Source organism: uncultured Alistipes sp., assembly GCF_963931675.1.
Taxonomy (GTDB): Bacteria; Bacteroidota; Bacteroidia; order Bacteroidales; family Rikenellaceae; genus Alistipes.
The window spans coordinates 1,434,368-1,445,985 of the sequence record NZ_OZ007039.1 but is presented as its reverse complement, the minus strand read 5'-3'; the positions used below and the strand labels follow the sequence as shown (position 1 = coordinate 1,445,985).

The 11,618-nt window shown below is 59.1% G+C and carries 9 protein-coding genes; 3 read left to right on the top strand and 6 right to left on the bottom strand.

Annotation, left to right across the window (positions count from 1 at the left end; genetic code table 11):
• Nucleotides 1-78: 78 nt before the first annotated feature.
• On the top strand, nucleotides 79-927 hold the full coding sequence (gene nfo / locus ABGT65_RS06165; protein ID WP_346700592.1) for a deoxyribonuclease IV: 849 nt from the start codon (nucleotides 79-81) through the stop codon (nucleotides 925-927).
• A gap of 301 nt (nucleotides 928-1,228) precedes the next feature.
• On the opposite strand, the gene ABGT65_RS06160 is transcribed toward nfo, so the two are convergent.
• From ABGT65_RS06160 to ABGT65_RS06140, 5 genes are all read right to left on the bottom strand, one after another.
• Nucleotides 1,229-2,428, bottom strand: a complete 1,200-nt coding sequence (locus tag ABGT65_RS06160) for an aspartate aminotransferase family protein (protein ID WP_346700591.1) — start codon at nucleotides 2,426-2,428, stop codon at nucleotides 1,229-1,231.
• 23 nt (nucleotides 2,429-2,451) lie between these two features.
• Nucleotides 2,452-3,183 carry an RNA methyltransferase gene (locus ABGT65_RS06155; RefSeq protein ID WP_346700589.1) on the bottom strand — a complete coding sequence of 244 codons (732 nt, stop codon included), beginning with the start codon at nucleotides 3,181-3,183 and terminating at the stop codon, nucleotides 2,452-2,454.
• The gene (gene rsgA / locus ABGT65_RS06150; RefSeq protein ID WP_346700588.1) at nucleotides 3,158-4,084 is read right to left on the bottom strand and encodes a ribosome small subunit-dependent GTPase A; all 927 of its coding nucleotides are present in this window, start codon (nucleotides 4,082-4,084) and stop codon (nucleotides 3,158-3,160) included. Before rsgA ends, ABGT65_RS06155 begins: the two co-directional genes overlap by 26 nt.
• Nucleotides 4,077-4,628, bottom strand: coding sequence for a CvpA family protein (locus tag ABGT65_RS06145; protein ID WP_346700587.1), 552 nt, complete (start codon nucleotides 4,626-4,628; stop codon nucleotides 4,077-4,079). Before ABGT65_RS06145 ends, rsgA begins: the two co-directional genes overlap by 8 nt.
• 108 nt (nucleotides 4,629-4,736) lie before the next feature.
• The gene (locus ABGT65_RS06140) at nucleotides 4,737-4,949 is read right to left on the bottom strand and encodes a helix-turn-helix transcriptional regulator (RefSeq protein ID WP_346703066.1); all 213 of its coding nucleotides are present in this window, start codon (nucleotides 4,947-4,949) and stop codon (nucleotides 4,737-4,739) included.
• A 159-nt stretch (nucleotides 4,950-5,108) separates the two neighbouring features.
• Between ABGT65_RS06140 and ABGT65_RS06135 the strand changes: the two genes are divergently transcribed.
• Both ABGT65_RS06135 and ABGT65_RS06130 read left to right on the top strand, forming a co-directional pair.
• The gene (locus tag ABGT65_RS06135; protein WP_346700585.1) at nucleotides 5,109-8,618 is read left to right on the top strand and encodes a hypothetical protein; all 3,510 of its coding nucleotides are present in this window, start codon (nucleotides 5,109-5,111) and stop codon (nucleotides 8,616-8,618) included.
• Nucleotides 8,619-8,975: 357 nt separating this feature from the next.
• Nucleotides 8,976-11,009 carry a glycoside hydrolase family 2 TIM barrel-domain containing protein gene (locus ABGT65_RS06130; RefSeq protein ID WP_346700583.1) on the top strand — a complete coding sequence of 678 codons (2,034 nt, stop codon included), beginning with the start codon at nucleotides 8,976-8,978 and terminating at the stop codon, nucleotides 11,007-11,009.
• Here the strand turns inward: ABGT65_RS06130 and ABGT65_RS06125 are convergent.
• Complete coding sequence (locus tag ABGT65_RS06125; protein WP_346700582.1) at nucleotides 10,930-11,532, bottom strand: WbqC family protein; 603 nt, start codon at nucleotides 11,530-11,532, stop codon at nucleotides 10,930-10,932. The genes ABGT65_RS06130 and ABGT65_RS06125 overlap by 80 nt on opposite strands.
• Nucleotides 11,533-11,618 lie beyond the last annotated feature (86 nt).

Here is an 11,618-nt window from a genome sequence, read left to right as displayed (position 1 = left end):
CCAATTTGCAAAGTTATGAATTTATTTACAAAATCCTTAACTTTGTCCGAAGCTTAACTCACCAGAAAAACGTTCGCCATGAAATATTTCGGAGCTCACGTCAGCGCATCCGGCGGGGTTGACAACGCCCCCCGCAACGCCCTCGCAATCGGCGCCTCGGGATTCGCGCTCTTCACCAAAAACCAGCGGCAATGGATGGCCAAACCCCTGACCGCCGCCGAGATCGACGCTTTCCGCCGCGCCTGCGACGAGTGCGGGTACACGGCCGCACAGATCCTGCCTCACGACTCCTATCTGATCAACCTCGGGCATCCCGATCCCGAAGCGCTGGAGAAGTCGCGCGAAGCCTTCATCGACGAGATGAAGCGGTGCGAACTCCTCGGGCTCGACCGACTGAACTTCCACCCCGGGAGTCACCTGAAGCAGATCTCCGAGGAGGAGAGCCTCGACCGTATCGCCGAATCGATCAATCTCGCACTCGAACAGACCCACGGCGTCACGGCCGTGATCGAAAATACCGCCGGGCAGGGGTCCAACCTCGGATTCCGCTTCGAACACCTCCGCTACCTGATCGACCGCGTGGAGGACAAGTCCCGCGTCGGAGTCTGCATCGACACCTGCCATGCCTTCGCAGCCGGGTACGACCTGAGGACCGCCGAGGCGTGCGACGCCACCTTCGCCGAACTGGAGCGTGTCGTCGGATTCCAATACCTGAAGGGAATGCACCTGAACGATGCGATGAAGATCCTCGGGAGCCGGGTCGACCGCCACACCCCGCTGGGCGAAGGGATGATCGGGATGGAGTGTTTCCGTTACATCGCCCGAGACCCGCGCTTCGACGCCATCCCGCTGATCCTCGAAACCCCCGACGAGGCCCGCTGGCCCGAGGAGATTGCCCGGCTCAAGGCCTTCGCCGAGGAGGCGTAGGAAAAAGGCTCAGGCAGGAGGGGGGGGGAAGATCCCGGCAGCAAGAGCCAAACCGGCAAGCAGGAGAGGCCGACTGGAGACAGAGCGGCTGGCAAGCAGGAGACAAAAGCCAGGTTAGGCGGCAAACCGGCAAGAGGGTCTGTGGATTCCGCCATCCTGCGGCAACCAAAAGAGAAGACCGCAAAACAAAAAAGAGGCCCCATCGACGGGCCTCCCTTTTTTCACTCCCGGGTCCATACCCGGGATTTTTTCCACACTTTCCACACCCGAAGGAGAGCCGGAAGCATCCCCCGGGCCCGGATCAAAGCCGGTCGAGGCACGCCCGGATCAGCGCCGCGCTGTCGCGCACCTCCTCCTCGGAGATCGTCAGCGGTGGCGAAATCCGGAAGGCCGTGTCGCAGAACAGGAACCAGTCGCTCAGGATCCCCGCCTCCTTGAAGAGTTCCATGATGCGGTAGAGCCGCTCCGAAGAGCCCAGCTCCACGGCCAGCAGCAGACCGCTGCGGCGGATCTCATGCACGGCCGGATGGTCCCGCAGCAGGCACTCGTAAAGGGCGCCCTTCGCTTCGACCGTTTCGACCACGCCGTTGTCCAGCAGGTAGCCGAGCGCCGCCAGGCCCGCCGCGCAGCAGACCGGATGGCCGCCGAAGGTGGTAATGTGTCCCAGCACCGGGTCGCGCTGCAGCGTATCCATCACCTCGTGGCGCGAAATGAAGGCGCCGAGCGGCATCCCCCCGCCGAAGGCTTTCGCCAGGCAGACGATGTCGGGCGTAACGCCGTATTTCTGCATCGCAAAGAGCTCGCCCGTACGCCCCAGGCCGGTCTGTATCTCGTCGAAGATCAGCAGCGCACCCGTCTCGTCGCACCGTTTCCGCAGCGCTTCGAGGTAACCCGCGTGCGGAGGCCGCACCCCCGCCTCGCCCTGCACCGGCTCGGTCAGCACGCATGCCGTGCGGCGCGTGATGCGCTCCAGTTGCGCAAAGTCGTTGAACTCGATCGCCTGCACGTCGGGCAGCAGCGGCCGGAACGCGCCCTTCCACTCCTCGCCCTCCGGAGCTCCCATCATGCTCATCGCGCCGTGCGTCGAACCGTGGTAGGCCCGCCGCATGGAGATCATCTCCGTGCGGCCCGTGAAGCGCTTGGCCAGTTTCAATGCCCCCTCGACCGCCTCGGCTCCCGAATTGACGAAATAGACGCTCTCCAGATCGCCGGGCAGCAGCGAGGCGATCTTCGTGGCATAGGCTACCTGCGGCGTCTCGACCAGTTCGCCGTAGACCATCACGTGCATGTAGCGCGCCGCCTGCTCCTGAACGGCCCGCACCACCGCCGGATTCGCGTGCCCGACGTTGCTCACCGAAACCCCCGCCACCAGGTCGTAATAGCGTTTCCCTTCGGGCGTATAGAAAAAGGAGCCCTCTCCCCGGGCCACCTCCACCAGCATCGGCGAAGGCGATGTCTGGGCCACATGGGCCAGAAACTGTTTTCGAAGAATCGTATTCATGGATTTTTTCCGTTTTGCCGGGTTTATTCCGTCCCGCCGAAGCGCCGCTGCAGGATCGCATCGGCATCCTTCACGCTGCGACGCATCCAGCGCTCCATCAGCGCCGCCTGCTCCGGGAGCGGAAGCGCCCAATTCGGAACCGTATGCCGCACCCGTTCGGAGAGTTGGTAGATCAGGATCGCCGCCGAAGCCGAGACGTTCAGGCTCTCGACCAGTCCGCACATCGGAATCCGCAGGAATTCGTCTGCCGCAGCGATGGCATCGTCCGAAATGCCGGCGTGCTCCGTGCCGAACACCAGCGCAAAGGGGCCCTTCGCAACATCGAAGGTCTCGGGGGTGACATCCTCGCGGTGAGGCGTCGTGGCCACGATGCGGTACCCTTCGCGCCGCAGCGCCGCAATCGCCTCCGCCGTCGAGGCGTGGCGCCGTACGTCGACCCACTGCTCCGAACCCCGCGCAATCACCGGATTCGGCTCGAAACGGCACAGCGTCTCCACCGTATGCAGTTCCTGCACCCCGAAGGCGTCGCAATGGCGGATCAGCGCCGCCGCATTCTGCCCGTGGTACAGGTTCTCGGCCAGCACCGTCATGTAGCGCGTGCGCATCGATACGCTCCCCCGCAGCACACCGTAGCGCTCCGCCGTCATGAACTCCGCCAGGCAGGCAATCCGCCCGGCAGCAGGGCCCGCTTCGGGGCCGAACAGCGCATCGCTGCGCGGTGTCGTATCGTTACTTGCGGTACTTCTCATCTTCATCGAGGATTTTCAGATAGCTCTCGTAGCGCGCCAGGGAGATCTCCCCCCGCTTCACGGCGTCGATCACCGCACAGCCCGGTTCGTGGGTGTGCGTACAGTTGTAGAACCGGCAGCCGGGGGCCGTGCGCATCATCTCCGGGAAGTAGTGCCACAGTTCGGCATCGTCGATGTCGATCAGCCCGAAACCCTTGATCCCCGGCGTGTCGATCACCGCGCCGCCCCCCTGCAGCGGATACATCGTCGAGAAGGTCGTCGTATGGCGGCCCTTGTGGTGGCTCTCGGAGATCTCGCCCGTGCGGATCTCCAACGACGGGTCGATCGTCTGGATCAGGGTCGACTTCCCGACCCCGGAGTTTCCCGAAACGAGGGTCGTCACTCCGCTCAGCAGGCGGCGGACCTCCTCCACGCCGCGCCCCTCGGGGGCCGAGACCTCCAGCACCCCGTAACCCGCCCCTTCATAGACCGCGCGGAACGCGGCTACGGCCTCCGCATCCTGCAGGTCGATCTTCGAAAGCAGGATCGTAACCGGGACCTTGTAGGCCTCGCACGTCACCAGAAAACGGTCCACGAACTCCGGAGGCGTCTCCGGAGAACGCAGCGTCACCATCAGCAGCGCCCGGTCGATATTTGCGGCGATGATGTGCGACTCCTTCGAGAGGTTCGAGGCCCGGCGGATCACGTAGTTGCGGCGAGGGAAAATATCGACGATGACACCCTCGTCCTCCGGTTCTTCCGCCTCGCACGACACCACGTCGCCCACGACTACCGGATTGGTCGAACGCACCCCTTTCAGGCGCAGCCGCCCCCGGATCCGGCAGTGAACCGCCGCACCCGACTCCGTCACGACGTCGTACCAACTCCCCGTCGCACGGACCACCGTCCCCGTAAACCGTTTATACATCGAATTCCTCCTTTTCCGTATCGGCAGACCGCACTGGCTCGTCCTCCCGCGATTCCGAACCCGGGACCCGTTCGCCGACCCATTCCAGGAACGGGAAAAGCGATTCGGAGAGCCGCATGACCGGCTTATAGGTTCGGGAACGCTCGATCGTCCGGGGCCCGACCAGGCTGTAATCCACGTTCAAACGGTCGAAAGCCGAGAAGAGCACGCTCAGTACCAACAGGAACTTCAGCAGCGAAACCACGATGCCCAGCACGATGTCCGCAACCCCGAAGCCTGCAAACCGGAAGAGCTTGCGCGCCAGACGCGCCGCAACGGCCACGCCAAGCACCACAACCACCAGCACGACGACAAAACCGCCCGCGGCGGCAATCTCCGGATCGAAGCGGAGCCAACCGCCCACCTCTGTCCCGAACCGCGCCGCCAGCCAGATCCCCGCGACAATGCCCGCCAGGGAACAGATCTGCACGATGAAACCCTGGCGCCAGCCGTTCCAGACGGCCAGCACCACCACCAGGCATACGATCAGATCGATACTATTCAAACTTCCGCTTCAAATTGGCTCCGCAAGATACAAAAATTACCTGAACGTGCCAAAAAGCATCATCCCGGCCTCCGATATATATACAGAGGTATCGATCCAGTCTGTCTCTCAGCGGATCACATCCCGAAGTTTGACCCCCAAGGCATTACAAATAATACAGAGCGTTTTCACCGTCAGGTTTGTACGGCCTGCTTCGATTCGACTCAGATTGGATCTTTCCATGTCACACCGATAGGCCAGCTCCTGAACAGTCAACCGGCTCTCCTTTCTCAAACACTTGATTCTCTCGGAGATATATCGTATCTCCTCCTGATAATCCATTCCCATCTCAAAAATCTTGACAAAAATTTTGCTGTGCAAATTTTTATCTTTATATTTGCACCATGCGTATCATATATGATACCAACAAAACTGATGCTGAAACTTTAACGCATTGAAAGTCAAAGATCGAACACACTCATTTATTTCAATCATTTCACTATGAAAAACAATTTATTCAGGAATTTCACGGCATTGCTCCTCAGCGGAACAATGCTGGCAGGTGTCGGGTGCAAGGACTACGACGACGACATCGACAACCTGCAAAAAGAAATCGACGGTCTGAAAGGAGAGATCGCGTTGAAAGCTGATGCCTCGGCGCTGAAGTCGCTGCAGGAAAAGATCGACGGCATCGACTTCAGCAAGTTCCTCACGGCTTCAGACCTGGCAAATTACGTCACCGAAGACAAACTCGGAACGGAACTGGCCGATCTGCTCAAGAGCAACGATTTCAACAGCAAGGTAGAGGAGATCGTCAAGGCTCAAGGATACAAAACCCAGGCCGAAATCGAGGCGATCGTCTCCCAAATGATGCTCGACAAGGAGGATGTGGCAGCAATCTTCCAGGAGCAGATGGCTGCCGGAGAAACGTGGCAGAGCCTGCTTCCCAAAGTGCAGGAGGCAATCCAGACCGAACTCGGTAAATTGGATTTCGACGCAGCCTTCGACGAGGCTTTTGCCGACAAACAGCTCACCGACGCACAGGTACAGCAGGTCACGACCGCCGTACTGGCTGCCCTCGGCGAACAGATGGATGAGGAAAAGGTCTCGGAAATCGTCGCCGGCATCCTGGGCGACGACTTGGGCACCTACCTGATGAACTATTTCGTTGAGAATCAAGAGATGCTTATCGGTGCCATGACGGAGGTTATGGCTGCACAGGTCAAGAAGGAGGGAAATGCCCTCCGCAACAACATCCTCGCCCTGATTCAGGAAAACATGCCTGAAGTTCCCGACCTCGGTGATAATGCCACCTACCTGCAGGAAAACAAGCTGTCGGATGTCTTCGCAGCATACGATGCCAAGATCGCGGAGATCTGGAGCGCTATCGATGACCTCTCCGGCCGCATCCAGTCGATCGTCTTCGTGCCGACGGCCATGAACCAGGAGTTCGACGTGAACCTCGGCGGCTACTACATCGCCGCAAAAGACGGAGACGCCACCCGCATCGAACTTGCCGCCAATCCCAAGGTCAAGATCGCATTCCGCGTGGCTCCCGCCACGCTGGCCGAGGCGCTTGCCCAGAAGATCACCGACGGAATCGTGACCGCCAAGTTCATCCCCGAGAAGATTACCCGTGCCGACCAGGAACCGCTGACCTACGAAAGCGTTACGTGGGATGACGGCAAGATCATCTTCACCGCTGTGGCCGACGAAGAAATCTACGGCGAACTCAAGGCCAACGAAGCCTACGCCGTGGCGCTGAGCCTCTCGCAGAAGAGCACGATGGGCGACGAGAACGTGGAGAATCAGACCTACGGATTCGAAATCACCTCGCCGTACTTTACGACCAACGGCGGATCGAAGAACGTCCGCGACAACTTCGTGCTCGCACGTCTGGATGACGAAGGAGAGCCCGTTTCGGCTTACGACCCGGCCAAAGGCGTCGCGTATGACCTCGTTTGGAACGACATGAATACGGTCATCACCCTGCTGGATCAATATGGACTGGCTTACAAAGAGGGCGACAAGCTGCTTTCGATGAAGAAGGCTGCCGAGGCCTATCTCTGGGATGCCGATGTGGCCGAGAAACTCGCCTTCGTGTACTCGCATACCCACATCGAGTACACGACCGGTTACGAAACCCAAAAACAACTGGTTGTAACCCCCGCCGACCCGACCGCCAAAGGCAATGAAACCAAGGACGTTACGGTGGAGAACAGCAGCGCGGCTTCGATCGCCGAAGTCGGCAACGTTCTGAAACTGACCGACAAGGCTTCGATCTCGAACGGTTCGACCAAGATCGCCATGGCTCAGGAGGAGGTCTACTCGACGGTAACGATCCTCGGCGACCTGCTCAAGACCATGAACATCAACCTCGACTTCAAGTGGTCCTACAGCAAGTACACCAAGTACACCGCCGGTGCTTATGAGGCTGAAATCACGATCCCGGCAAGCGACCAGGTCAATTGGGAGAAGTTCAACCAGCTGCCCAAAGAGTTCGCCGTAACGCTGGCTCTGCCGCAGGGCAGCAAGATCGTCACCAACGGTTCCGACATCGAGCTGACATTCTTCCGCAAGGAGATGCTCAACGAAGAATCGGCCCAGCAGTTCGTCGTAACGATGAAGAACTACCTGACGGGCGATGGCACGATCTCCTATGAAGAGGATGTTCATCTCCTCGCCGAAAACGAAATCGACAAGATCGAGACCTACGTGAAATTCAAGGGTACGGTAAGCTTCGAGGGGCTGCCCGACATGACCTACGCCGTCTCGAATGAAGGCGCAAGCGTAGATGCCGACTACAAGGTTACGCTCTCCACCAACCTCAACAAACATCTCTATGCTCAGGTCGGCAGCTACTTCGCCGATGAGAACGAAGTTGCCAAATTCATCTCGGCGCTGACGCTCGACTACTCCAAGGTCGCACAGACCGCCAAACTCGATGCTGCTCCGATCGTACTGGGTGTAACGCCCGAAATCAATCAGGGTACGCTGACCATCGCATTCGACAGCGAGGGTATCGACTGGCAGAAGCAGCCGTCGTATGTCTACAATGTACCGCAAAACGGTTACATCGCAGGAACCAACAGCGACGGCAAGGTTGTCTTCAAGCTCAACATGACCGGTTCGTACACGCTGACCAACACGATCTACTCGCTCCAACCGAACCCGTCGTATCTGAAGACGGACGGCAGTACGCAGTATATGGATCTCGACGGCACCATCAGCGGAACTGAATTTACGCTGAAGGATATTATCCTCGGAAACGCATACCTCGTAAGCGACGAGGCAACGGAGGCCGGTGCAACACTTTCGTTCAGACTGGCAATCGACAAGGAGGACCTGCCGGGTTATGGCGACAACACGCTCCCCGCAATCACCGGCAATAATATGGAGTGGAACGGCTGCATCCTGAACACGGTTCCCGTCGTTGCCGAACTGAAGAATTCGAGAGGCGAGCTGCTCGATTCGAAGGAGTTCGAAGTGAGAGTGAACGTTCCGATCCAATTCAGCGCATGGAAGGCATTCTACACCGGTGCCAAAGTGGAAGTATCCTCCAGCAAAGAAGGTACGCTGAACCTGATCAACAGCGTACTGGCTCTCACCAGCGACGGCAAGACGCCCAGCGCCTCCAACCCGGCCGTAGCAATCGATACCAAGGGCTCCGCACTCTTCGTCCTAAACGAAAACGAATCGGATTACGCCCTGACGGGTCTGGCCGCTGCGGCCAACGGTTACGGAGTCGAGATTACCTTCGCCGAGGAGGTCGAATGGACCGATATCGAGAACGAAGGCATGATCTCGGGTGTAACAATTGATCCGGAAACCGGCGTGCTGACCGTCCCGCAGTCCAACGAGACGCTGGCACACGATGTCACGGCTACCGTCAAGGTAACGTTCACCTACAACTACGACTGGGAACCGATTGAAAAGGCCGGCACAGTGACCGTATACCAGAAGAAGGCTCACGTATTCGAGATCCCGGTAACGTTCACCGCCGCAAACTAACGCGGTATGAACCTGCAAACAGTTCAGTACTGATACGGCGAAAGCCGTAAAGCCCGGAAAAGGACTTATACCCCCACCGGAGAAATGAGAGGAACACAACGTTAGTTAGAGAGACTGTCAGCCGGTGTCGCCGGGCGCGGAATCGAAAGGATTCTGCGCCCGGTCTTTTTTTTCAACAGGCCGGTCCCGATTCTTACCCCCCGATGCCGAAGCGTATCCATGACCTCCCGTGTTTGTTTTTAACCCGCGTTGTATTATCTTTGCAGTTGGAGCCCGGCAGCCCGCACGACATGAAAATCTCCTCAATCGGAAATACAGCTTCCGGAACGTCCCTATCACCCCTAAACGTTTTCTGACATGAAACGATACATAACGCTGCTCCTGCTCGCCGGACTTGCCGCCACATCGGTCCAGGCCCGGGAGGTCCTCCCCATCAACGAAGGGTGGCGGTTCTTCTTCAAGTCCGAACGGACCTCCGACAACGCACGCCATGTCACACTCCCGCACAGCTGGAATACCGACCCCCTCGCCCAGGGATACTGGCTCGAAACCACAGGAAACTATCAGAACGGCATGTATATCCCTACGGAATGGGCCGCAAAACGCCTCTTCGTAAAATTCTACGGCGTGCAGAGCGTCGCAGACGTTTTCGTGAACGGACACCACGTCGGAACACATCGGGGCGGAGGAACGGCTTTCACCTTCGAAGTCACGGACAAAATCCGCTTCGGAGCCGACAACGCACTGCTCGTTATGGTCAACAACAGTTCCCGGAACGACGTGCTCCCCACATCCACCGACATGAACCTGTACGGCGGAATTTACCGCGAAGCCGAACTTATCGTCACCGAAGCTACCGCCATCTCTCCCCTCTACCTCGGATCGGACGGCGTGATCGTTCACTCCCGGGAGGTCTCGGCTGAACGCGCCGAAGGCGAAATCGAAGTGCACCTCACCTCGAAAGGCCAAAATGCCTGCACGCTCAACATCGAAATCAACGCCCCCGACGGCCGACAGGTCTTCGCAAAACGTCAGAAAGCCAAAATCGACGAAAAACCCGTCGCCATACCCTTTACGATCGAAAAACCCGAACTCTGGAGCCCCGAACACCCGGCGCTCTACACCGTCACGGCCGCCATCGGAGAGGACAGTATCGCAGACCGGGTCGTTGTCCGGACCGGATTCCGGGCTATCAGCGTCTCCACAGAAGGCGGTTTCACGATAAACGGCGCGCGCATCCCCATCCACGGCGTGGAGTTCCACCACGACAACACGCTCTCCGGCGGAACACTCGTCCCCGAAGACTACAATGCAGACCTCAGGCAGATCCATGACATCGGAGCCAATGCCATCCGCTCGGCCGTATTCCCCCATGCGCAGTACCTCTACGACCGCTGCGACGAACAAGGACTGCTCGTCTGGATCGACATGCCGTTCCACCGCGCCCCCTTCCTGGGCGACATGTCCTATTTCGCAACGCCCGAATTCGAGGAGAACGGAATGCAGCAGCTCCAGGAGATCATCGCCCAAAATATCAACCACCCCTCGGTTGTCATGTGGGGCATCTTCTCCCAACTCTGGATGCGCGGGGATGACGTGACACCCTATCTGCGACGGCTGAACGACACCGCCCGGACGATGGATCCGTCACGTCCGACCGTCGCGTGCAGCGATCAGGACGGAGCACTGAACTTCATCACCGACCTGATCGTCTGGAAACAGTCCGTGGGATGGAGACGAGGTTCGACCGACGACGTGATCGTCTGGCGTGACCTCCTGCAGAAAAACTGGTCGTACCTGAAGTCGGGGGTCTGCTACGGCGGGCAGGGATTCCTCGGGCACAAAAGCTACACGACACAGGACGAACCCCGTTCGAACTGGCTCCCCGAAGAGAAACAGACCCGATTCCATGAAGAGTATGCCCGCAACCTCCAGAACGATTCGCTCTTCTGGGGCGTCTGGATCGAAAGCCTCTTCGACTACGGCTCCGCACGTCGGCCCTACGGCGTGAACGGATCGGGACTCGTCACCCTCAACCGCCGCGAATACAAGGATGCCTTCTATCTCTACAGGGCGATGTGGAACCGGCAGGTCCCCACGCTGCACATCGTCGACAAACGGCGCAAGCTGCGCGACGGGAACAAACAGGTGTTCAGGGTCTATTCGTCGCTCGGAATGCCCCTGCTCACGGCCGGAACCGATACGCTCGTCATGAACGAATACGCACCCTGTCAGTACCGGACCGATTCGGTGGCGTTGCGGGGTGTCGTCGAAGTGAAGGCGGCGGCGGGGAATCTGCGCGACAGCGTGACTATCCTCGTCGGCAATGTTCTAAAACCGAAACGGATGCAGGCCCCTCGGCGAACAACAGGTCCGCAAACGACAAATTAGGCGCAAAAGGCATCCTGTCGGAAAAGACCTGGAAATAGGACTCGGCAGCAAAAGCCGGGTCCTTCGCGTATCGGGACCTCATGTCCAGATCGCCCGGCCGGGCCTCGACGTAGGTCTCGCAGAGACGCGGAAACGGAATCCGGGCCAGCGTGCAAAGCGTCTCCAGCAGTTCAAGGTCGTAGTCGACAAGGAACCCGTACTCCCGGCGGTAGAAGGGTTCGAAACGGGAGGCATAGTGTTCGAAATAGGGCGACGAACGGTAGGAGGCGACCAGCGCCCCCCAATGCTGGTGCTGCCAGCGTTTCGAGTAGTCGAGGCGGACGGTGCGCATGGGCTGCCGGGGTCGGTTTGCGTGGCAGACGTGCGCCGTGAGTTCCATCACGCCGCCGGTGGCCAGGATCCGGGCCCGATTGCGCTCGGAGCGCTTCACGAAGTGCTCACCCAGATCCACGACGCACTCGTCGTGCAGCAGGCAGGTGAAGTACGACACCGACGGAAGGTAGGCAAGGGGAAGAATGGTCATATCCGGGAATTTTTTTCAAGCAGGAAGGAGCGGGATCTCATGCGTCAGAGGGTATCCCGGTCCCTCAAAAGGCGGAAGCGGGCGGC

Excerpts from the sequence above, each read along its gene's own strand:
- nfo (WP_346700592.1), top strand. The coding sequence starts at position 79 with ATGAAATATTTCGGAGCTCACGTCAGCGCATCCGGCGGGGTTGACAAC.
- ABGT65_RS06160 (WP_346700591.1), bottom strand. The coding sequence starts at position 2,428 with ATGAATACGATTCTTCGAAAACAGTTTCTGGCCCATGTGGCCCAGACA.
- ABGT65_RS06155 (WP_346700589.1), bottom strand. The coding sequence starts at position 3,183 with ATGAAGATGAGAAGTACCGCAAGTAACGATACGACACCGCGCAGCGAT.
- rsgA (WP_346700588.1), bottom strand. The coding sequence starts at position 4,084 with ATGTATAAACGGTTTACGGGGACGGTGGTCCGTGCGACGGGGAGTTGG.
- ABGT65_RS06140 (WP_346703066.1), bottom strand. The coding sequence starts at position 4,949 with ATGGATTATCAGGAGGAGATACGATATATCTCCGAGAGAATCAAGTGT.
- ABGT65_RS06135 (WP_346700585.1), top strand. The coding sequence starts at position 5,109 with ATGAAAAACAATTTATTCAGGAATTTCACGGCATTGCTCCTCAGCGGA.
- ABGT65_RS06130 (WP_346700583.1), top strand. The coding sequence starts at position 8,976 with ATGAAACGATACATAACGCTGCTCCTGCTCGCCGGACTTGCCGCCACA.
- ABGT65_RS06125 (WP_346700582.1), bottom strand. The coding sequence starts at position 11,532 with ATGACCATTCTTCCCCTTGCCTACCTTCCGTCGGTGTCGTACTTCACC.